The following is a 21578-nucleotide window of genomic DNA, read 5'->3' as shown; positions in this document are numbered from 1 at the left end:
CCCGCCGCCCCTGCTCGATCGAGGGGCGCGTCGGAGGGAAGGGCGGGCGTCGCATATCCTGCGGCGCCCGCCCTTCGTCGTCCGCGGCCTTCATCGGGTGCCGCCCTCGTCGAGCGCCGCCTTCCCGCTAGGGGCTCAGCGGCCCGCGGGGACCAGCCCCGGAAGCACCACGTCCACGATGTCGGCGGCGATGCGCTCGGCGTCGGGCACGGCGTCGAGGCCCTCGAACGCCGCGAGGAAGCCCTGATGGAACGCCGCTCCGACGAGCGTCCGCGCGGTGGAGGCGGTGTCGGCGTCGGGGCGGATCCTGCCCGCATCCTGCTCCGCGACGAGGCGGGCGCGGACGCCGTCGATCACGGTCGCGGGGCCGCCCCCGTGCGCGGCGACGCCCTCGCGATGCTCGGCCAGCAGCGCCGGCGATCCGAAGATCGAGGCCGCGATCGGGAAGGTGCGGGTGAAGAACGCCATGAGGTCGGCGACCAGCGCGGAGAGCCCCTCGGCCAGGCTCTCGCCTCGCGGGTCCGCCTCGAGACGCGCGCGCGGAGTGCGTTCCCGCAGCACGCTGAGGAACAACTGCTGCTTGTCGGCGAAGTGCTTGTAGAGCATCGCCTCGGACAGGCCCGCCTGCGCCGCGATGAGCTTCGTGGTGGTGTTCGCGAGCCCCCGATCGCGCATCACGAGGAGCGCGGCGTCGAGGATCCGCTCGCGGGATGAGGAGGCGGGGGTGGAGCGGGGCATGATCCGAGTATAGTGAGTGAGTAATCACTCACCTCTGGATCGAAGAAGGAGAAGCGGATGCGCGTCGCCATCGTGGGAGCATCGGGTCGATCGGGAAGGGCCGCGGTCGCGCACGCCCTCGCCGCCGGTCACGACGTCGTCTCGGTCGTGCGCCGGCCCGGATCCGCGCCAGAGGGGACGATCGTCGCCATCGCGGACGCTCGGGACGTCGCCGCCCTCACCGCCGCCCTGCACGGTGCCGACGCGGTGATCTCGACGATCGGGCACGTCCGCGCGGACGGCGACGTCGTGCTGCTCCAGGAGGGCATGGCGGCGCTCCTCGCGGCGATGGACGCGGCTGGGGTGTCCCGCGTGATCGCCGTCTCCGCGGCCGGCGCGTACGTCGCCCAGGATGACCCGCTCTCGCGCTTCGTCGCGAAGCCCATCCTCGAGCGCGTCCTGAAGGCGAACAACACCGACACCAGGGCCATGGACGCGGCCCTCGCCGACAGTGCCGCGGACTGGACGAGCCTGCGCCCCTCCCGCCTCATCACCGGCACCGGCCCCGCCGGCTACCGGGTGGGCGTCGACCGCACCGTGCGCTGGCACTACAGCACGCGCTTCGACACGGTGGGGCGCGCCGCGGTCGAGGCGCTGTCCCGTCCGGAGTGGTTCCGGCACGCCGTCTACATCACGGAGTAGCGAGCGGCCCTGCCCGCAGCCTGCGGGCGTAGCCTCGAAGTGTCCTGTTCGCTTTCACGAGAGGCCGCCATGACCACCGTCGCCGAGAACATCGTCAGCACGCTCCGCGCGAACGGGGTGAAGCGCGTGTACGGGATCCCGGGGGACTCCCTGAACGGTTTCACCGACGCCCTGCGCAAGGACGGCACCCTGCGCTGGGTGCACGTCCGCCACGAGGAGACCGCCGCTTTCGCCGCGGCCGCGGAGGCCGCGCTCACGGGCGAGCTGGCGGTCGTGGCCGGATCCTGCGGACCCGGGAATCTGCACCTCATCAACGGCCTCTACGACGCCAACCGCTCGCGGGTGCCCGTGCTCGCGATCGCCGCGCACATCCCGACCAGCGAGATCGGCACGCAGTACTTCCAGGAGACGCATCCGCAGGAGCTCTTCCGCGAGTGCAGCGTCTACGTCGAAGACGTGTCGGATCCGGCGCAGATGCCGCGGCTGCTGCAGATCGCGATGCGCCAGGCGATCGAGAAGCGCGGCGTGGCCGTGCTCGTGATCCCCGGCGACATCGCGCTCGCGCAGGCCGAGGACGATCGCGTGACCGTGATCGAGCGCAGCAGGCCCGTGGTCGTGCCGAGCGGTGCGGAGCTGGAGCGCGCGGCGACCCTGCTGAACGCCGCATCGAAGGTGACGATCCTCGCCGGCGCCGGTGCAGAGGGGGCGCACGACGAGATCGTCGCGCTCGCGGACCGTCTCGCCGCACCCGTCGTGCACGCCCTCCGCGGCAAGGAGTTCGTGGAGTACGACAACCCCTTCGACGTGGGCATGACGGGCCTGCTCGGCTTCGCCTCCGGCTACCGCGCGATGGATGGCGCGGACGCCCTGCTGATCCTCGGATCCGACTTCCCGTATCCGCAGTTCTATCCGGCGGAGGCGACGACGATCCAGGTCGACATCCGCGGAGAGAATCTCGGACGGCGCCACCCACTGGATCTGGGCCTCGTGGGCGACGTCGGCGCGACCGCCGCCGCGCTGCTGCCGCGCCTCAAGGCAGACCGCCGGCGCGCGCACCTCGACGACGCGACGGCGCACTACCGCAAGACCAGGGCCAAGCTCGACGAGCTCGCGGTGCCCTCGCGGGGGAAGGCGCCGATCCACCCGCAGTACCTGGCTCGGCTGCTCGACGAAGCCGCAGCCGATGACGCCGTCTTCACCGCCGACGTGGGATCGCCCACGGTCTGGGCGGCCCGCTACCTGCACATGAACGGCCGGCGCCGGCTCATCGGATCCTTCAACCACGGATCCATGGCGAACGCCCTGCTGCACGGCATCGGCGCGCAGGCGACGGAGCCGGGTCGCCAGGTGGTGGCGCTCGCGGGCGACGGCGGGCTCACCATGATGCTCGGCGAGCTCATCTCGCTCACGCAGAACCGGCTGCCGGTGAAGACGATCGTGGTGAACAACTCCTCGCTCAACTTCGTGGAGCTGGAGATGAAGGCCGCGGGCTTCGTGAACTACGGCACCGGACTGGACAATCCCGACTTCGCCGCCGTCGCGGAGGCCATGGGCATCTTCGGGCGCCGCGTGGAGCGCAGCGAGGACCTTCCCGGCGCGCTCGCCGAGGTGCTCGCGCACGACGGGCCCGCGCTGCTGGACGTCGTGACCGAGCGGCAGGAGCTGTCCATGCCGCCCGCGGTGAACGCCGAGCAGGTCAAGGGCTTCGCGCTGTACGCGATCCGCACCGTGCTCTCGGGGCGCGGCGACGAGCTGCTGGACCTCGCGAAGGCCAACTGGCGTCAGCTGTTCTGAGCGGGGTCGGATCCGATCCGCGGCGTCCGCCGGGACCGGATCCGATCCCGGATCAGTCCTCGGCGAGCCGGCGCACCTCGGCGGCCTCGGCGTCGCGGCCGAGGCCCTGCAGCACGTCGCCGAGCTCGAGCGCGGCGATCTGGAGCAGCGGCGGGATGTCCGACGCCTGGTCGAGCACCGCGCGGTAGGCGGCGACCGCGTCGGCCGAGCGCCCTCCGCCGGTGAGCGCTCGCGCCGCGAGCAGCGCGGATCCGCCCGCGGACTGCGCGTCGCCGGCGGCGGCGAACGCGTCCGACGCCGTGAGCGCCGCGGCCACGCCCTCGTCCACGCGCTCCGCGGACAGCAGAGCACGCGCGCGGGAGTCCGTGACGTCGGCGACGACCCAGTCCGCGTCGTTCGCCCGCGCGACGGCTTCGACCTCGTCGAACAGCGCGAAGGCCCGCGGATCCTGCTGCGCGCCGTAGGACTGGCCGAGGTTGTGCAGCACCTCGACCACGGCGGCCGGGGCGTCCTCGGCCGTGCGGACGATCGCCGCGGCCTCCTCGAGGGTCTCGACGGCCTGCTCCCGCTCGTCGTACTGAGCGAGGATCTGCGCGCGGTTCATCAGGGCGAGCGCCTGGTCGGCAGGGTTCTCGGCCTCTCCGAAGAGCTCGGCCGCATAGCCGAACGCACCGTACGCCTGCCCGCCCTCGCCGGCCGCGCGGAGAGCGCGCGCGAGCATGATCGCGGTCATCGCCCGGCTGCCCGCGGGGACCTCGTCGGCCTCTTCGCGCTGCAGCACCTCGCCGAAGAGCTCCGCGGCCTCCTCCACGGCTCCGGAGTTCAGCATGCTGCGCGCCACACGGTACTTCGCCCCGGCGACATCGCCGCCGTGCTGCTCCAGCAGGCGGGCGCCGACGCGGTAGCGCGCGAGTGCCTGCTCCGGCTCCTCGGCGTCCTCCCAGAGGGCGCCGGCGAGCATCTGCGCCCCCGCGAGCGGGGACATGCTGCCGAGCTCCGCCAGGATGCGGCCGGCCTCGTCGGCGTCGGCGGCCCCCATGGCGAACGCGCCGCGCCCGCCATGGACGCGCGCCCGCATCTCGAGCATGCGCGCGCGCACGCCGCGCGTGATCGCGGTGTCGGCCAGCAGCGCGTCGATCCGGGCGAGGGCCTCGTCGACCCGCTCGGCGCGCAGCAGCGCCATCGCGGCGGCGATCTCGGCGCCGTGCCCGAGGCGGGCATCCCCCGCCTCGGCGAACAGGGCCGCCGCCTGCTCGGAGAGCTCGAGAGCCGTGGCCGGATCCCCGTCGCCGAGTTCGAACGCCAGGGTGAGCGCGATGTCGCCGCGCGCCGCCGGAGGCAGCGCTGCGGGACCGGACGGATCCGCGGACGCGGCGAAGAGCTCGGCGAGGGCGGCGGTGTCGGCTTCGGTCGCGGTGCCGAACAGGGCCAGCCCGAAGCGCTCCTCGAGCCCGGCCTGCGCGTCGAGACCTGCGGTGCGCAGGGAGCGGATCCGGTCGGGCAGGAGCGCGGTCGCCTCGTCCACGCGCTCCAAGTTCACGAGGGCCGCGAGCCGCTGGCCCGTGAGCACCGCGCGGCGCTCGGGATCGACCCGGTCGATCACGTGCGCCAGGGCGCCCAGCGTGTCCGCGGCGGCACCGTAGCCGGCGAGGTCGAGCCCCCGGCGGTACCAGCCCTCGTCGTCGGTCGGTGTCGCATCCACCGCGGGCGCCGCGAACACGTCGCTGCGGATCGGCACGTCATAGCGGTCACCGGCGGTCCTGCGCGCGAACTGCAGCCGCCGCGCGTGGTTGTCGGTGCCGTCGCGCTCGTCGAAGCGCACGCCGATCCGCTCCGCCGCGGCCCACGCCGCCGCCGCGAGCTCCACGGCGGACCACGCGCCCTCCGCACCGTCGTGTGCGCCGAAGAAGCGCTCCAGGTCGGGGGAGCCGGCTCCGCGCACGGGCGTGTCGCCGTGTCCCGCCGCCGTGACCGCGTCGAGCGCGGTGCCGATCGCGGTGAGCATGCGGAAATGCCCCTGCGCGTTCAGGGCGTCGTGGGCGAGCCAGGGGAGGTGCCTCTCGATGAGCGTGAGGGCGCGGGCCTCGTTGCCGCTCAGCGCGCAGAACCGGATGCTGTTCGCGATGGCGGTGAGCAGATCGGGGTTGTCCTTCGCGAGCCGGTAGCTGCGCAGGTGCGCCGCCCGCGCCTGCTCGCCGCGGCCGAGGCGCAGGTACGGCAGCAGCGATACCGACAGGGCGTGCTCGGGCTCCTCGCCGCAGGAGAATCCGCCCTCGAGCATCTCCTCGACCAGGCGGATCGCATCCTCATCGCGGTCGGTGTCGGCGAAGAATCCGGCGACCTGGCTCCGCCCGCACGCGTCGCAGTGGCTGTGCGAGTCGCGCGGAGTGGCCTCCAGCTGCACGCGCAGCCGCTCCGCGTCCTCCATCCGCCCGGCCGCGTGCGCATCCTCGAAGCGCGCCATCAGCACGCCGCTCATGCCGAGTCCGGCCGTGCGGTAGTGCGCCTCCATGTCGTCCAGGACCGCCGTGATCTGCTCCGGCGAGAACGCGGGCGAGCTGCGCAACGAGGAGGCCATCCACTTGAACTGCCACATCAGGTCGGCTGCGCCGTTGTCGATATCGGCCGGGAACCGGGCCGGATCCGCATCGTGGTGCGCGAGGCACCAGGCGAAGGAGCTGAGCATGAGGTCGGTGAGACCGCCCATGTTCGCCGAGGCGGTCTGCCGCATCCGCGCCTGATACTCGAGCTGCTCGTCGCCGATCTCCTGGGCGAGCGCGACGGCTTCCGCGACGAGGGCCTGCTCCTGGGGTCCCCAGGGCGTGCGGTCGATCTCCTCGAGGAGCCGGTCCAGCTGCGTCTTCTGTCCTGCCATGGGTTCCTCCGGATGTACGGACCCGCTGCGGGCGGGTGGAGTGCGGCCCCGCTGCGGCGGGGCGGGATGCGCCCGCCGTCAGGACGGGGAGAGGGGATCGGGATCTTCGGCCAGCGGGGGCAGCTCGAGTCCGGTCACTCCGGCCGAGAGCGCGACGAGGTCGGACAGCGCGACCGTCATGAGGGTCCGGTCGGCGTCGCCGAGCGGACGGTGCCCGGCGAGCAGCGCCTGGATGTACAGCAGCTGCACGGTGCGGGCGAACACCGCGTCGTCGGCGACCGCGCCCAGCGAACGGATCACGCGGTTGCCCCAGTTCAGGCACAGCCGGGCCGCGAGGTCGTCGTCCCGGTCCTCGCCGACGGCGCCGTCGATGCGGTCCAGCACGCCGCCCCAGAGGGCCCCCGTGATGCCCTTGGTCCTGGTGCGGTCGATGCGGCGCAGCACCGAGGGATCCGCGACGTACAGCGAGGGCAGCTCCGGCTGGTCGATCGTGCGCACCACGACGGCGCAGCCGACCTCGGCGAGCACCGCGGCGGCGCGATCCTCGAGCGCGATCGCCGCGGCCCTGTCGTCCAGCGGCGGTGGGTCCAGCCGGTCCAGCTCGCCGACGACGTCGACGCGCTCGACCGTCACCGCAGGGAACAGCTCCGGCAGGCGCCGGATCAGATCCGCGTCGTACAGGTAGCCGCCGTTCACCAGGATCTGCTCGGCGCGGCTGATGCCGGCGACCTGGCGGAACTCGTCGACGGTCTCGGCGTAGCGGATCCGCTCGTAGCGCTCGACGAGGTCCCCGACGCTCATCGTGCCGTGCGTGGTCTCGACGGTCAGCCAGCGGGTGATGAACCGGGCGAGCTCGTCGTCGTGACGGATGAGGGACTTGAGCCCCACCTCGTGCACGGCGACGAACTGCGCGAGCCGGTGCGGCGCGCTGAGCCCCAGTTCGAGCACCCAGCGCCGCAGCGCAGCGCCGAGCTGCTGCCGCACGAGCGCCAGCGCCTCGTCGTCGACGAGCGACTCCCTGCTCGCGGTGGGATTGAGGCCGGTCGAGTCGATCACCGCCCGCACGAAGAACGCCCATTCCGGCAGCACGTCGTCGGCGCGCTCGGAGAGCAGCATGCGGCCCAGGTACATCCGCGTCGCCTGGCGCGCGCCGGGCGGGGGAGCGAAGGGCAGCACGTAGGCGACACCGCGCGTTCCGGTGGCGGGCTCGGCGAGCTCGATGACGTCGAGCGGGACGGATCCGATCAGCTCCCGGCCGTAGGCCGCCGTCGCGGCCGGATCCTGCCTCGGGTCGAGGAACGGCGCGTCGTGCGTGATCTGCACGTCGCCCCCGGGCAGCTCGAGCAGGACGGTCGTGGGCAGGAACTCGGCGAAGGTCGTGGCGAGCTCGCGCACCGCGTCGGCGCGGAGCAGATCGCCGGCGTCGAACCGCGGCACGAGGTGCACGCTCGTGCCGACGGGCAGCTCGTCGTCGAGCTCGCGCACCCGGAAGGTGCCGTCGGCGGATCCGACCCACTCGACTCCGCGTCCGCCGCGGGCGCTGCGGGAGCGGATCACGATCTCGTCCGCCACCATGAAGCAGCTGAGCAGCCCGATGCCGAACTGTCCCAGATAGTCGCTGCGGGGCAGGTCGAAGATGTCGCGCTTGGAGCTGCGGCCGACGGTCGCGAGCAGCTCGGCGACCTCGCTCGCGGTGAGTCCGACGCCGTCGTCGGTCAGGACGAACTCGCCGCCCTCGGCGGGAAGCGGCCTGATCCGGATGGTGCCGCCGCGTCCGTCGACCTCGCGACGCGCTGCGATCGCGTCGCGGGCGTTCTGCAGCAGCTCGCGCAGGTACACGCGGGGCCCGGAGTAGATGTGCCGGCTGAGCAGGTCGACGACGCCGCGCAGGTCCACCTGGAACTGCTGCGATTCCGCGCGTGCCGGATCCTCCGCCGCCATCGATCCTCCCTCCGCGACCGCAGCGTCCATGAGGGATGCGCGGCCGTACGGCGAGCCTAACAACCCAGCCCAGGAGGTCGCCGCGCGGAGGGGATGCGGGGACGGTGCGGGAGGGTGTGCCGCGCCCGGGATGTGGCCCCGGTTCGGAGGGCCGGTGCGGATGCCGTACACTGGACGAGCAGTTGTTGTCTGCATTCTTTCGCCGTGCCCCGGGTCTCCCGGAACACGGAGAGGTTGCGGACAGAGATCTCCGGATCTCTAGGGCGGTAGCTCAATTGGCAGAGCAGCGGTCTCCAAAACCGCAGGTTGCAGGTTCGATTCCTGTCCGCCCTGCGCGTCGGCGCGCAGCCGGCACACGAAAGGTACTCGAGGATGGTTCAGGACGCATCGGGCGCTGTGGTTCCCACGGCGAACGGCGGCGCGGGCCGCGACAAGAAGCTCGGCTTCTTCGGTCGCATCGCGCTGTTCTTCCGTCAGGTGATCGCCGAGCTCCGCAAGGTGGTCACCCCCACGCGCAAGGAGCTCGTCAAGTACACGCTGGTCGTGCTGGGCTTCGTCATCGTGATGATGGCCCTCGTGTACGGGCTCGACATGGCCTTCTCGTGGCTGACGACGCAAGTCTTCGGGGTTCCCGGGAAAACCGCGTGATCCCGCGGCCCGGCGGCATCTGACCCCGGGCCGAACCTGAAGGAGAGAAGAACCAGTGTCCGAACGCGAACGATACCTCGGAGACGACGTCGACTGGGCGACGGCCGCCGAGCAGTCCAGCGAGGACGACGAGGCCCAGGAGGGCGACATCCTCGCCTCCGAAGAACGCGCCGTCACGCCCGCCGAGCGGGTGGCCCTGCACATCGAGGGCGACGAGGACGACGACGTGGACGAAGAAGACATCGACATCGACGAAGACCCGGAGGCAGACGCGATCGTGAACGACGCTCTCAACCTGGACGAGGCAGCCGAATCAGAGGCCGCCGCAGAGGTTCTCAACGACTCCGTGGCCGAGGAGGCCGCCGATCGTGAGGCCGCGGCCGCAGACGAGGTCGCTCCCTACGACGGTCCCGACCTGAACGGCGACGAGGACCAGGCCGACGACGAGGCCGTGGAGGAGGACCCGTACGAGTCCTTCCGCATGGACCTGCGCATGCTCCCCGGCAAGTGGTACGTCATCCACTCCTACGCCGGCTTCGAGCGCAAGGTGAAGGCCAACATCGAGCAGCGCAAGTCGACGCTCGAAGTCGAGGACGACATCTACCAGATCGAGGTCCCGATGGAGGACGTCGTCGAGATCAAGAACGGTCAGCGCAAGATGGTCACGCGCGTCCGTATCCCCGGCTACGTGCTCGTGCGCATGGAGCTCAACGAGGACACCTGGTCCGTCGTGCGGCACACGCCCGGCGTCACCGGCTTCGTGGGCAACGCGCACAACCCGACCCCGCTCCGCTTCGAAGAGGCCTTCAACATGCTGAAGTCCCTCGTCGAGGTCAAGGACGTCCCGACCGCCAAGGCCGTCACCGCCAAGGGCGGCGTCGCCGTGGCCCGCCCGCTCGCGGCCGAGGTCGACTTCGAGATCGGCGAGACCATCACGATCAAGGAGGGCTCGTTCGCGGGTCTTCCCGGTTCGATCTCCGAGATCAAGCCGGAGAGCGGCAAGCTCACCGTGCTCGTCTCGCTGTTCGAGCGCGAGACCCCGGTCGAGCTGTCGTTCGACCAGGTCACCAAGATGATCTGACGCTTCCCCGGAAGCGCACTGCGGAACGGCCGTCCCTTCGGGGGCGGCCGTTCTCGCGTCTGTGGCTGGTCGGTCGTCCGCCAGGACGGATGCACGATCCCGCCACGGATGCAGGACGGATCCGCCGGAACGGTCGTGCATCCGTACCGGGTTCCTGCAGGTGTGCGGGCGCGATCCCGGGGCAGTGCGGTCAGATCGCGGCGGCGAGCAGACGCGGGCTGCTCTCGCGGATGCGGTCGAGCGCGCTGAGATCGCCGCGGAGGTAGGCGATGAGGCAGTTCAGGAACAGTCCGTCGAAGAGCGCATAGGCCTCGAGCGGATCGACCGCGGGGGTCCTGCCGCTCAGTTCGCCGTACCGGAGGACCACGTTCCACACCATCTCGCGCAGCAGGTCGTCGATCGCCACGATCGTCTCGCGGAAGCCCTCGTCGAAGAGGGCCTGGTTGCGCAGGTCGTACCAGAGCCGGTGCATGTCGGATTCGTCGCGCAGCGTCGCGGCCATCTCGTCGCCGAAGCGGCGGGCCAGCTCCTGCGCTGTCACCGAGGTCTCCACGATCGGGTCGTAGCGCCGGGCGCACTCCGACTTGTACTGCCAGATCGCCTGGCGGATGAGGTCGTCCTTGTCCTCGAAGTAGTAGTGCAGCGCGCCGTGGGAGAGCTCGGAATGGGCGGCGACATCGCGCATCCCGGTGCGCGCGTAGCCGCGCTCGGCGATCGCGGAGAGGGCGGAGCCGGCGAGCTCGCGACGCCGCGCGGCGAACTTGTCGGTGCTCGCGCGCTCGGCGCGGACGGCCACATCGCCCATGATCGCCTCCTCCGGTCTGTCGCGATTCTACGCGCGTCGGATTCCCGCACGGCCGGTTCGAGTCCGTCCGCGTCGCGTGTCTTGACAAGTGTCAAGAATTTCCTTGCCAACTGTCAAGTTCTCTGTTCTGCTGTACGCATCAACTTTCACCGGCGAAAGGAGCGGACACCGATGTCCACGGATCTGGCAGGAAAGCGCGTCGTCGTCACGGGCGGCGCGAGAGGGCTGGGCCTGCGCGAAGCGCAGCGGATCGTCGAGGGAGGCGGGGTCGTCGTCCTCGCGGACGTCGACGAGGAGGCGGGGCGTGCCGCGGCGGAGGGACTCGGCGCGGACTTCGTCCGGCTCGATGTCACCGACGACGCGTCGTGGCAGGAGGGCATGGCGGCCGCGGTCGTGCAGCTCGGCGGGCTCGACGGACTCGTCAACAACGCGGGCATCGAGATCTCGGATCTGCTCGTCGACCTCGATCCCGACAACATGAGGCGGGTCCTCGAGGTCAACGTGCTCGGCACCGCGCTCGGCGTCAAGCACGCGTTCCGGGCGATGCGCCCGGGAGGCGCGGCGGGTGCAGGCGGCGCCATCGTGAACATCGCCTCGGTGGCCGCCACGATCGCGTTCCCCGGGATCGCCGCCTACTCGGCGTCGAAGTCGGCCGTGGAGCGGCTCACGAAGGTCGCCGCCGCCGAATCGGGAAGGCTCGGCTACGGCGTGCGCGTCAACACCGTCTGCCCCGGCCTGGTCCCCAACGCGATGGGGGCTCAGCTCGCGGGCGACATGGAGCGCCTCGGCCTGTTCCCCACGGCCGGTGACGCGGTGACCGCGGTCGTCGGCCTCACCCCCTCGGGACGGCTCGCGACCGAGGACGACATCGCCGACGGCGTCGCGTTCCTGCTCTCCGAGCGATCCTCGTTCGTCAACGGCGCGACGCTGTCCATCGACGGCGCGATGGGGATGTGAGGCGATCATGGCAACCGACAAGCCCGTCGTCGTCTACGGCGTCAGCGGATACACCGGCCGGCTCATCTGCGAGTACCTGCGCGAGCTCGGCGTCCCCTTCGTCGCGGCGGGCCGCGACGAGGACAGGGTGCGCGAGGTCGTGGAGCGCATCCCCGGGATCGAGACCGCCGACTACGAGATCATCGCGGTCGACAACGACGCGGATGCGATGGCGAGCGCCTTCGAGGGGGCGCAGGTCATCTGCAACACCGCGGGCCCGTTCATCAAGTTCGGACCCGCGGTCGTGGAGGCCGCGCTGCGCATCGGCGCGCACTACCTGGACACCACGGGCGAGCAGGACTGGGTGATGGCCGCGCGGGACCGGTGGGGCGAGGGCTTCGCCGAGAACGGACGGCTGCTGGCACCCGGCGTCGCGCACATGTACACGACGAGCGAGATCGCGGCGAACATCGCGCTCGAGCCCGGCGGGTACGACACGCTCGACATCCTCGTGCTATGGAAGGGGTTCCCGACCTTCGCGTCCACGCAGACGATCTTCACGATCCTCAAGGCCGACTGGTTCTACCTCGAGCAGAACCGGCTCGTGGAGTGGGATCACACCTCGGCGTTCCAGGTGCCGGTGCCCGGCTATCACGAACTCGCCACGGCCGTGCCATGGGGCGGGATGTCCCACCCGATCTGGTTCCAGCACGACCCCCGCGTGAGCAATGTCCGTGCGATCGGCGGCGTCTTCGCGCCCGAGGTGATGGCGAACGTGGCGCTCACGGTGCAGATGTTCGAGGAGCAGATCCGTCCGCTCGACCCCGAGGCCCAGGAGGCGGCGCTCGCAGAGGTCGCCGCATCGGTGCAGGCGGGCATGCCGCCGCGGGAGAACCCGAGGATCAACCGGTCGCTCGACTCGGTGCACGCCTCGGGTCCGCTCGGGCGCTCGCACGTGGTCATCCACGGCAACAGCAACTACAAGCAGACCGGACTCCTGCAGGCCTATGCGGCCTACTCGCTGATCCAGCAGGCCCCGCACAGAGTGGGCTTCGCCTCGGCGTGCCAGGCCTTCGGACATCGCGAGCTGCTCGGGCAGCTGCGCGCCTTCGGGCTCGTCGCCGAACCCGTCGTCACGCGCGTCTGAATCCCTCGACCGGGCGGTGCCGACATGCGCCGGCACCGCCCGAAAGGAGCCTCATGCACTTCAGCGATCTGCCCCATGGGCGGGCGCTCGTGGATCCGCAGGGTCCCGCGCTCGCCGACGACGACGGCGCGCTCGACAACGCCGCGCTGCTCGCCCGAACCGAGAACGCGGCGGCGGTCCTCGCCGCCCACGGCGTGGGCGAAGGCGATGTCGTCGCCGTGCTGCTGCCGAACCGCGTCGACCTCATCATCGCCCTCTTCGCCGCCTGGCGGCTGGGCGCCGCCGTGACGCCGATCAACCCGGTCCTGGGCGATGCGGAGGCGCGCTACCAGCTCACGGACGCCGGTGCGCGCGTCGTCGTGACCGACACCGGGCGCGACCTCGGCGTCGCCGCGCTGACCCCGTCCGCGCTCGCGGAGGGGGAGGTGACGGGACTGCCCCCGCGCGGTCCGCGTCCGGACTCCGATCTCGCGCTGCTCATCTACACGAGCGGCACCACGGGCAGCCCGAAGGGCGTCATGCTGACCCACGCCAACCTGGACGCGATGACGGCATCGTTCGCGGAATGGTTCGAGCTGGGCCCCGAGGACCACAGCCTCCTCGTGCTGCCGCTGTTCCACGCCAACGGCATCGTGCTCGGCACGCTCACCCCGCTGCGCGCCGGCGGGCGCGTCACGATCACGGGGCGCTTCTCGCGCGATCGGTTCTTCGACGACGTCGAGCGCGTGCGCCCCACCTACTTCTCGGCCGTGCCCGCGATCTACGCCCTGCTCTCCACGCTCCCGGAGGAGATCCGCCCTGACACCTCGTCTCTGCGCTTCGGGGTGTGCGGCGCCGCGCCGATGCCGGTCGAGGCGATCGAGCGATTCGAGGAGCGGTTCGGGATCACGATCGTCGAGGGGTACGGGCTCAGCGAGACGACGACAGCCTCGACCATCAACCCGCTGCGCGGTCCGCGCAAGCCGGGGACGGTCGGCCTTCCGCTGCCGGGGCAACGGGTCGAGGTCGTGGATGCGGACGGCCGGCCCGTTCCCGTGGGGGAGCGCGGTGAGGTGGTGATCTCCGGACCCGTCGTCATGGCCGGCTATCTGGGGCGCCCCGAGGAGACCGCGCGGACGATCGTGGACGGACGCCTGCGCACCGGCGACATCGGCTGCTTCGACGAGGACGGCTATCTGCGGATCGTCGACCGGATCAAGGACATGATCATCCGCGGCGGCGAGAACGTGTATCCGAAGGAGATCGAGAACGCCCTCTACGCGCATCCGGCCGTGCACGAGGCGGCGGTGGTGGGACGGCCCGACGACGTGCTGGGCGAGGTCCCGGTCGCTTTCGTGTCCCTCGTGCCGGGATCGACCGCCGGTGCGCCGGAGCTCTCGGCGCACGCCGCCCGGCTGCTCGCCCGCTTCAAGCAGCCGGAGGTCATCGAGATCGTCGCCGAGATCCCGAAGAACCCCGTGGGCAAGATCGACAAGCCGGCGCTGCGGCGCCTGCTCGGGGAGCGGGTGTGAGCGTCGTCGTCGCGGGCGTCGGCATGATCCCCTTCGCGACGCCGCGGACCAGCGGGACCTATGACGAGATGGGGGCCGAAGCCGCCCGCCGCGCGCTCGCCGACGCCGGGATCGGCATCGCCGACGTCGCGCAGGCGTACGCGGGGTATGTGTACGCCGATTCGGCCGCGGGGCAGACGGCGCTCTACGGGCTGGGCCCCACGGGCATCCCCGTCGTCAACGTGAACAACTGGTGCGCGAGCGGATCCACCGCGCTGTGGCTGGGTCGTCAGGCGATCCTGTCCGGGGCGGCGGAGTGCGTGCTGGTGCTCGGGTTCGAGCAGATGGCGCGCGGCGCGATCGCCCCGACCTACCTCGATCGTCCCGATGCGCTCTGGCGGTTCACGGAGATGCTCGGCGACGAGGAGCCCGAGGCTCCCGTCGCCGCCCGGTTCTTCGGCGCCGCAGGGCAGGCCTACCTCGATCGCTACGACGCCGAGGCGGCGCTGTTCGCGGAGGTCGCCGTCAAGGCGCGCCGGCACGCGCGGGCGAACCCCGCAGCCGTCTTCCGGGATCCCGTCACGGTCGAGGAGGTGCTGGGCTCGCCGCACGTGTTCGGCCCGCTGACCCGGCTGCAGTGCTGCCCGCCGACCTGCGGGGCCGCTGCCGCGGTGCTGTGCACCGCGGACTTCGCCCGCAGGCGCGGGCTTGACGGTTCCGTGCGCATCAGGGCGCAGGCCATGACGAGCGATCGCGCCGACTCGTTCGAGGGCGACGCGATGGCGCTCGTGGGTGCGGGTATCGCGCGCCGGGCAGCCGACGCCGTCTACGAGGAGGCGGGCGTCTCGCCCGAGGACATCCCGGTCGCGGAGCTGCACGACTGCTTCACCGCGAACGAGGTCATCTCCTACGAGGCTCTGCGGCTCACGCCGGAGGGCACGGCCGCGCAGTTCGTCCGCGACGGGCAGAACACCTACGGAGGCCGGGTCGTGACGAACCCCTCCGGCGGGCTGCTCTCGAAGGGACACCCGCTCGGCGCGACGGGGCTCGCGCAGTGCACCGAGCTCGTGCAGCAGCTGCGCGGCCGGGCGGGGGAGCGGCAGGTCGAGGGAGCGACCCTCGCCCTGCAGCACAACCTTGGTCTCGGCAGCGCCTGCGTGGTGACCCTCTACGAATCGCTCCGCCGCTGACGCACCGGCGTCGGTCCCTGAGTCCGGCGCGAGGGGCTGACGGGGGTGACGACGCGGGCAAGCGCGGCGTCGGGGTCGTGGAGGAGTTCGCGTTCTTCGGGATGGTCGAGGAAATGCTGCACGACTTCGCCGACGACGGCGGGGTCGGATCCGAGGAGCCCCGCGGCGAGGTCGTGTCGGGTGCCGCTGGTCGTGTGGATGCGGATGCATCGCCAGCCCCGGGCATTGGTTGCGAGAGAGACGGCGCCGATGCTGTTCCACTCGAATCTCATCGGGGTCCGGCCTTCCGTCCATGTCAGGCCACCCGGTGCGACGCTGAGCCCTCGGGGCAGGCGCGCACGGCTGATGAGGTATCCGAGGAACGCGATTCCCAGCGGAATGAGCGCGACAGGAGAGAACCGTCCAACGGCCCCGTACGACGGTGGATTCGGGAGGAACAGGGGGACCGTGCCGGCAATGCCGGAGACGGTGATGAGTAGCGCGCTGAGGACAGCGATCACCGGGATGGTTGAGGTGGGAACGAAGCGGAAGGGGGGCCGACGACTGTACCTGATGCGGTCAAAGCCCTGTCTCCGCACCGCGCTGATCGTGAACGGTATGAGCATCAGGATCGCAAGGGACGCGAGCAACATCATCGTGCGAAACCATGGCGTCGCGTGATTATCGAGGGCGACGAATGATGCCAGACCTGCAACGAGGACCGTGGGCGCCATCAGCAAGATGGCCTTGGCGGGCTTTGTTCTTGCCGATATGTACGCAGTCGGGCGCGTGAGCCGAGCATCGACGGTCCGCACGCGTATGCGCACTGTTGCCACGGGTCCACAGCCTTTCAATTGAACGCATAGCCGAAATCGCCGGCATCGATCGCTTCGCGGACATCGAGCGGAACCGAATTCTCCCATTCGGATCGGGCCGCATTCCCTGCGACCACGGCGACGGTGCCGATGATAGCTGCCGCGGCCAGCGGGGGAACGGACACGCCGAGCAGAGCGCCAGCCGCCCAAGCGGTGCCTTCGCCCAGGAGTCCGCCGGCGATTCCAGCGGCCAGGCCTGCCCCGGCTGACGTCGGAGATCCGCCGCCGATGACCTCCAAGGAGGCGGAGACGACGTCGATCGCTGTCCCCGCGAGCGGGATGATCCGGGTTCCGACGCGGATCTTGCTGACTTCGGCGTTCAGCGCCTCGCGGGCGGCGAGGAGTTCCGGTCTGGTCACACGGGCGGCGGCGTTGCGCAGCTTGGGGTCGCCGGAGCGCAGCCGATGGAAGTAGCTGTCGTAGTCGACTTGAGCGGCCTCGGCGAGCGTCTCGTAGTTCTTGAGACTGGCCTCCCACGTCTTGCCGCTGAATGTGAAGAGCGTTCCCCGGACGAAGTCATTGCCGATGGCCAGGGTTCTTGCGGTGCTCGTGAGCAGATCGAACTCCCCCAGACGTGCGATCAGCGGCGTCATGTGTTCGTCGATCCAGTTCTCGAGATCGCCCCACCACACGCCGACATCGTCAGCGATGCGGTCGTAGGGAAGGTACAGGAAGGGCGGAATGATCACGCCGGTGTCGGACAGCCGGGAACGCGGCCCGGCGATCGTGCGCAGAGATGCGCTGGTTCTCCCCCCCCCCCCCCGAAAGACATGGCAGGGATGCTAGCGGGCAACGCGGACGGACCCGCTCGCGAGGAGATGTTTTGGATCATTCCTCTTCGTGCCCACGAGCGTTGTTCGGACAGCTTCGCATGGACGCTCGACTGACCGCGGTGCGCGGACGCGCCCGGGATCCGGTAGACTTCTATGGTTTGTGCGCAGTCTCTGAGCTTGTCGAAGGGGCGGCGCGCGAACGCCACCGCGCTCCGGAGATGCCGGATCCGCGGGAGAGGGATGCTCGCATCCGCTCGAGAAAGGAATCACTATGGCACCGAAGAAGAAGGTGACCGGTCTGATCAAGCTTCAGATCAACGCCGGTGCAGCCAACCCGGCGCCGCCGATCGGCCCCGCGCTCGGTCAGCATGGCGTCAACATCATGGAGTTCTGCAAGGCGTACAACGCCGCGACCGAGTCGCAGCGCGGCAACGTCATCCCCGTGGAGATCACCGTCTACGAGGACCGCAGCTTCACGTTCATCCTGAAGACCCCGCCGGCGGCCGAGCTGATCAAGAAGGCTGCGGGCGTGCAGAAGGGCTCCGCCACTCCGCACACCGTCAAGGTCGCGAAGATCAGCGCCGAGCAGGTCCGTCAGATCGCCGAGCAGAAGCAGGCCGACCTGAACGCGAACGACATCGACGCCGCGTCCAAGATCATCGCCGGAACCGCCCGTTCCATGGGCATCACGGTCGAGGGCTGAGGGAGATAACAATGGCTACCAAGTCCAAGGCTTACAACGCCGCCGTCGCGAAGATCGAGGCGGACCGTTTCTACACCCCGACCGAGGCTGTCGCCCTCGCGAAGGAGACCGGCTCCGCGAAGTTCGACTCCACCGTCGAGGTCGCGCTGAAGCTCTCGGTCGACCCCCGCAAGGCCGACCAGATGGTGCGCGGCACCGTCATCCTCCCGCACGGCACCGGCAAGACCGCCCGCGTCATCGTGTTCGCGACGGGTCCGGCCGCTGAGGCCGCGATCGCCGCGGGTGCGGACGAGGTCGGCGGCGCCGAGCTCATCGAGAAGGTCGCCGGCGGCTGGACCGCGTTCGACGCGGCCGTCTCCACCCCTGAGCTCATGGGCCAGGTCGGCCGTCTCGGCAAGGTGCTCGGCCCGCGTGGTCTGATGCCGAACCCGAAGACCGGCACCGTGACCCCGAACCCGGCCAAGGCCGTCGAGGAGATCAAGGGCGGAAAGATCGAGTTCCGCGTCGACAAGCACGCCAACGTGCACTTCGTCGTGGGCAAGGCCTCGTTCTCGGCCGAGCAGCTCGACGACAACATGAAGGCAGCGCTCGAGGAGATCGTCCGCCTCAAGCCGTCCAGCTCCAAGGGCCGCTACATCCAGAAGGGTGCGGTGTCGACCACGTTCGGCCCCGGCATCCCGCTGGACGTCAACGCCATCTGAGCCCTTCCACAGGCTCAGGAGACGCTCTCCGGAAGACCCTCGCCCCTCGGGGCGGGGGTCTTCTGCGTGTCAGGACTCGATGCCAGGATGAGCGCATGGGCGTGGTGGACGAGTATCTGGCGGGCGTCGAGGATCCGGAGGACCGGCGGGCGCTGGCGCGCGTGTACGAGGTCGCGCTCGAGCTCGCCCCCGATGCGGCGCAGGGGACCGGCTACCGCATGCCCGCCCTCACCCACCACGGGAAGGTGCTGATCTCCGCCATCCGCACGGCGAAGCACCTGGGCGTCTACCCGTTCAGCGCTGCCGCGGTGGCGGCGGTCGCCGGCCGGGTCGAGAACCTCGACGGCGCCGGCACCAGTACCGGGACGATCCGCTTCGCGCCGGGATCCGAGATCCCCTACGACCTGATCCGGGATCTCGTCGCGTTCCGGATCGCCGAGATCGACGGTCGCTGAGGGGCGAGTCCTCCCGAGGGGGAATCGCGTGCGGCGTCGTGTCGCACGGAATCGGCGCGGGCCGCGCCGCAGCGCCGTTATCCGTCCGTGGGGGCCTGACGCAGCAGACGCTCGAGGACGGCGAGGGCCTCGTGCTGCGGGGCGCTGTCGTCGAGCAGCCACTGGGTCTGCAGGCCGTCCGAGGCGGCGATGACGAGCGCGGCGGCGGCGAGCGGATCCACGTCGGCGCGCATCCGTCCGTCGCGCTGCTGCTGACGGATCCGGTCGCCGAGCTCGGCGCGCAGTTTCGCGAACCGGGTGCTCGCGAACGCATGTGCCACGGGATGGTCGTCCTCGAGGGCCGTCGCGACCAGCGACGAGTACAGCTGGACGAGGCCTGGCACCTCGCGGTTGGCGCGCGCGGACTCGATCATCATCGTCATCGGCGAGGTGTCCGCGGGGACGGAGTCCTCGCCGTGGGGGCTGCTCGCCTCGTAGACCGCGACCAGCAGCTCCTCCAGCGAGCCGAAGTAGTGCGAGAGGGCCGCGTGGGTCACACCGATCTCCCTGGCGATGGCGCGGAGGCTGGTGCGACCGGATCCACGTGCCGCGAACACCTCGATGCTGCGGTCGAGGATCTCCTGGCGGCGGGCGACGCCCTTGGCGTACACGCCCTGGCGAGACGTCGGCGGGTCGGCGGCGGGCATGTCTCGATTCTACCCACCAAAAACCTCCATGCGGAGGTTTTTGGTGCTAGTCTGCTCGTCACGGCGAGGCGGCCCACGCTTGCGCTCACGAACGCAGTCACCGCAGACACCCAAGGAGCTACCGATGACGGTCCAGACATCCATCCAGCTGTTCACCCTGAAGTCCCAGCTCGACGACGACCTCGAAGGGACGCTCGCCGCCGTCGCCGGACGCGGGTTCACCACGGTCGAGCCCTACGACTTCGTGCACCGCGCGGCGCCCCTGGCCGCCGCCCTCGCCGCCGCGGGCCTGGTCGCACCCTCGGGGCACGCCTTCCTCGCGTCCGACTCGTTCGTGAATCCGGACGGCTCCGGCACCTCGATCGCGGTCCCGTCGCACGACGAGGTCTTCGCCGCCGCGAAGACGCTCGGCATGGGCATCGTGATCGATCCTTACACCGAGCCCGCGCGCTGGGAGTCGGTCGCGCAGATCGAGGATACGGCCCGCCGCCTCAACGCGGCCGCGGCCGCCGCGGAGGCGCACGGCCTGCGCGTCGGCTACCACAACCATGCGCACGAGCTGGAGGCGGTGTTCGACGGAGTGACCGGACTCGAGGTGCTCGCGGGCCTGCTCGACGAGCGCGTCCTGCTCGAGGTCGACCTGTACTGGGCGGCCCGCGCGGGCGCCGACCCCGTCGCCCTGCTGGAGCGCCTCGGGGACCGCGTCGTCGCCGTGCATGCCAAGGACGGCACGCTCGATCCGGAGGCGGTCCGCGCCTACCCGCCCGCCGACCAGGTGCCGGCCGGCCAGGGCGTCGTCCCGCTCGCGGCCGCCGCCGCCGCGGCTCCCGCGCTGGAACTCGCGATCGTCGAGTTCGACCGCTTCGACGGCGACATCCTCTCCGCGATCGAGCAGAGCCGGATCTTCCTCGACGAGAACGTGGCCCGCTGATGGCGGCGTCGTCCGGCTCCGTCGGCGTCGGCATCATCGGCGCGGGGAACATCAGCGATCAGTACCTGACGAACCTCACGCGGTTCCCCGATGTCCGCGTGCTCGCCGTCGCGGACCTCATCCCGGAGCGTGCCCGGGCGCAGGCAGCGAAGTACGGTGTGCCCGTGGCCGGCGACGTCGACGCCGTCCTCGGCGATCCCGACATCGAGTTCGTCGTGAACATCACCCCGCCCGCGGAGCACGTCGGCGTATCGCTCGCGGCCCTCGACGCGGGCAAGCACGTGTGGACGGAGAAGCCGATCGGCGTGAGCCGCGAGGAGGCGGCGCGCATCAACGCCAAGGCCGCCGACCTCGGGCTGCGTGTCGGCGCGGCGCCCGACACGGTGCTCGGTCCCGGTGTGCAGACCGCGAAGCGCGTGATCGCGCGGGGCGACATCGGCCGCCCGCTGTTCGCGCAGACGACCTTCCAGTGGCAGGGGCCGGAGATCTTCCACCCGGACCCGGCGTTCCTCTACGCGAAGGGCGGCGGGCCGCTGCTCGACATGGGCCCGTACTACGTCTCCACCCTCGTGCACGTCTTCGGCCCCGTCGCCGCGGTCGCGGCGCTCGGCCTGCGGGGAACTCCGACCCGGCGCGTGCAGCAGGGGCCCAAGGCCGGCGAGGAGTTCCCGGTCGAGATCCCCTCGACGCTGGGCGTGCTGATGGAGTTCGAGCGCGGTGGCCAGGCGCAGAGCCTCTACAGCACCGACTCGCCGATGCTGCGCCACGGGATCGTCGAGATCACCGGCACCGAGGGCACGCTGACGATCCCGGATCCGAACACCTTCGGCGGTCCGATCACGATCACCAGGCCGCTCACCCGCCTCTTCATCCCGCCGGAGCCCATCGAGCAGGAGGTCGTCGACATCGCGCAGGAGGGCGTGGTCTCCGGCCGCGGCCTGGGGCTGCTCGACATGGCGCGATCGATCCGGGCCGGCCGCCCGCATGTCGCGACCGGCGAGTTCGGTGCGCACGTGCTCGACGCGCTGCTGTCGATCGAGGAATCGGCGGAGTCCCGCGGCTTCGTCACGGTGCAGAGCACCCTGAACGAGGTCGGATCCCTCGACGAGGACTTCGACCCCTACGCCGCGACGCTCTGAGCTCCGCGCA

20 protein-coding genes and 1 tRNA gene are annotated in these 21578 nt (G+C 70.9%); 14 read left to right on the top strand and 7 right to left on the bottom strand.

The features are described from left to right. Positions 1-135: 135 nt before the first annotated feature. On the bottom strand, positions 136-738 hold the full coding sequence (locus tag ACIPY5_RS06540) for a TetR/AcrR family transcriptional regulator (RefSeq protein WP_400968126.1): 603 nt from the start codon (positions 736-738) through the stop codon (positions 136-138). 57 nt (positions 739-795) lie between these two features. Here ACIPY5_RS06540 and ACIPY5_RS06535 point away from each other — a divergent pair, with 57 nt between their 5' ends. Both ACIPY5_RS06535 and poxB read left to right on the top strand, forming a co-directional pair. Further along, positions 796-1419, top strand: a complete 624-nt coding sequence (locus tag ACIPY5_RS06535) for an NAD(P)-dependent oxidoreductase (RefSeq protein ID WP_400968123.1) — start codon at positions 796-798, stop codon at positions 1417-1419. A 69-nt stretch (positions 1420-1488) separates the two neighbouring features. Next, positions 1489-3213: a ubiquinone-dependent pyruvate dehydrogenase gene (poxB, locus tag ACIPY5_RS06530; RefSeq protein ID WP_400968120.1), complete on the top strand. Its 1725-nt coding sequence runs from the start codon at positions 1489-1491 to the stop codon at positions 3211-3213. Between the two features lie 52 nt (positions 3214-3265). On the opposite strand, the gene ACIPY5_RS06525 is transcribed toward poxB, so the two are convergent. Beyond that, positions 3266-6088 carry a hypothetical protein gene (locus ACIPY5_RS06525; RefSeq protein WP_400968117.1) on the bottom strand — a complete coding sequence of 941 codons (2823 nt, stop codon included), beginning with the start codon at positions 6086-6088 and terminating at the stop codon, positions 3266-3268. Between the two features lie 78 nt (positions 6089-6166). After that, positions 6167-8059, bottom strand: a complete 1893-nt coding sequence (locus ACIPY5_RS06520) for an HSP90 family protein (protein WP_400968114.1) — start codon at positions 8057-8059, stop codon at positions 6167-6169. A 230-nt stretch (positions 8060-8289) separates the two neighbouring features. Between ACIPY5_RS06520 and ACIPY5_RS06515 the strand changes: the two genes are divergently transcribed. From ACIPY5_RS06515 to nusG, 3 genes are all read left to right on the top strand, one after another. Then, a tRNA-Trp gene (locus ACIPY5_RS06515) sits at positions 8290-8362 on the top strand. A gap of 39 nt (positions 8363-8401) precedes the next feature. Beyond that, the gene (secE, locus tag ACIPY5_RS06510) at positions 8402-8677 is read left to right on the top strand and encodes a preprotein translocase subunit SecE (protein WP_045272112.1); all 276 of its coding nucleotides are present in this window, start codon (positions 8402-8404) and stop codon (positions 8675-8677) included. Positions 8678-8732: 55 nt separating this feature from the next. Beyond that, a complete protein-coding gene (gene nusG, locus ACIPY5_RS06505) occupies positions 8733-9758 on the top strand; it encodes a transcription termination/antitermination protein NusG (protein WP_400968111.1) in 1026 nt (341 codons plus the stop codon). A gap of 190 nt (positions 9759-9948) precedes the next feature. Here the strand turns inward: nusG and ACIPY5_RS06500 are convergent, their stop codons facing one another. Then, entirely contained in the window at positions 9949-10563 is a 615-nt protein-coding gene (locus tag ACIPY5_RS06500) for a TetR/AcrR family transcriptional regulator (RefSeq protein ID WP_400968108.1), read from the bottom strand. Between the two features lie 171 nt (positions 10564-10734). Here ACIPY5_RS06500 and ACIPY5_RS06495 point away from each other — a divergent pair, with 171 nt between their 5' ends. Genes ACIPY5_RS06495 through ACIPY5_RS06480 form a run of 4 tightly spaced genes read left to right on the top strand, consistent with a single transcriptional unit; the run spans position 10735 to position 15326 of the window. Next, on the top strand, positions 10735-11520 hold the full coding sequence (locus tag ACIPY5_RS06495; protein ID WP_309342877.1) for an SDR family oxidoreductase: 786 nt from the start codon (positions 10735-10737) through the stop codon (positions 11518-11520). 7 nt (positions 11521-11527) lie between these two features. Continuing rightward, positions 11528-12646 (top strand): DUF5938 domain-containing protein, encoded by a 1119-nt coding sequence (locus ACIPY5_RS06490; RefSeq protein WP_400968104.1) that lies wholly within the window; start codon positions 11528-11530, stop codon positions 12644-12646. Between the two features lie 53 nt (positions 12647-12699). After that, positions 12700-14157 carry a class I adenylate-forming enzyme family protein gene (locus tag ACIPY5_RS06485; RefSeq protein ID WP_400968101.1) on the top strand — a complete coding sequence of 486 codons (1458 nt, stop codon included), beginning with the start codon at positions 12700-12702 and terminating at the stop codon, positions 14155-14157. Continuing rightward, the gene (locus tag ACIPY5_RS06480; RefSeq protein WP_400968098.1) at positions 14154-15326 is read left to right on the top strand and encodes a thiolase C-terminal domain-containing protein; all 1173 of its coding nucleotides are present in this window, start codon (positions 14154-14156) and stop codon (positions 15324-15326) included. The genes ACIPY5_RS06485 and ACIPY5_RS06480 overlap by 4 nt, the downstream gene beginning before the upstream one ends. Here ACIPY5_RS06480 and ACIPY5_RS06475 read toward each other — a convergent pair. Both ACIPY5_RS06475 and ACIPY5_RS06470 read right to left on the bottom strand, forming a co-directional pair. Continuing rightward, complete coding sequence (locus tag ACIPY5_RS06475; protein WP_400968096.1) at positions 15305-16141, bottom strand: hypothetical protein; 837 nt, start codon at positions 16139-16141, stop codon at positions 15305-15307. The two genes, ACIPY5_RS06480 and ACIPY5_RS06475, sit on opposite strands and share 22 nt — an antisense overlap. A gap of 14 nt (positions 16142-16155) precedes the next feature. Beyond that, entirely contained in the window at positions 16156-16869 is a 714-nt protein-coding gene (locus tag ACIPY5_RS06470; protein WP_400968094.1) for a hypothetical protein, read from the bottom strand. A 355-nt stretch (positions 16870-17224) separates the two neighbouring features. On the opposite strand from ACIPY5_RS06470, the gene rplK reads away from it, so the two are divergent. The 3 genes from rplK to ACIPY5_RS06455 all read left to right on the top strand — a co-directional run bounded on the left by rplK (position 17225) and on the right by ACIPY5_RS06455 (position 18812). Then, on the top strand, positions 17225-17656 hold the full coding sequence (gene rplK, locus ACIPY5_RS06465) for a 50S ribosomal protein L11 (RefSeq protein WP_045272000.1): 432 nt from the start codon (positions 17225-17227) through the stop codon (positions 17654-17656). An 11-nt stretch (positions 17657-17667) separates the two neighbouring features. Further along, entirely contained in the window at positions 17668-18357 is a 690-nt protein-coding gene (gene rplA / locus ACIPY5_RS06460) for a 50S ribosomal protein L1 (RefSeq protein ID WP_309357515.1), read from the top strand. 95 nt (positions 18358-18452) lie between these two features. Further along, positions 18453-18812 (top strand): iron chaperone, encoded by a 360-nt coding sequence (locus tag ACIPY5_RS06455; RefSeq protein ID WP_400968091.1) that lies wholly within the window; start codon positions 18453-18455, stop codon positions 18810-18812. A gap of 77 nt (positions 18813-18889) precedes the next feature. Here the strand turns inward: ACIPY5_RS06455 and ACIPY5_RS06450 are convergent, their stop codons facing one another. Next, complete coding sequence (locus ACIPY5_RS06450) at positions 18890-19498, bottom strand: TetR/AcrR family transcriptional regulator (protein WP_400968088.1); 609 nt, start codon at positions 19496-19498, stop codon at positions 18890-18892. Positions 19499-19622: 124 nt separating this feature from the next. Between ACIPY5_RS06450 and ACIPY5_RS06445 the strand changes: the two genes are divergently transcribed. Continuing rightward, positions 19623-20429 (top strand): sugar phosphate isomerase/epimerase, encoded by an 807-nt coding sequence (locus tag ACIPY5_RS06445; RefSeq protein ID WP_309357519.1) that lies wholly within the window; start codon positions 19623-19625, stop codon positions 20427-20429. Further along, complete coding sequence (locus ACIPY5_RS06440) at positions 20429-21568, top strand: Gfo/Idh/MocA family protein (protein ID WP_400968084.1); 1140 nt, start codon at positions 20429-20431, stop codon at positions 21566-21568. Before ACIPY5_RS06445 ends, ACIPY5_RS06440 begins: the two co-directional genes overlap by 1 nt. Positions 21569-21578: the final 10 nt, after the last annotated feature.

Source organism: Microbacterium sp. NPDC089698, from assembly GCF_044749045.1.
Lineage (GTDB): Bacteria > Actinomycetota > Actinomycetes > Actinomycetales > Microbacteriaceae > Microbacterium.
This window is presented reverse-complemented; position numbering and strand designations above follow the sequence as displayed.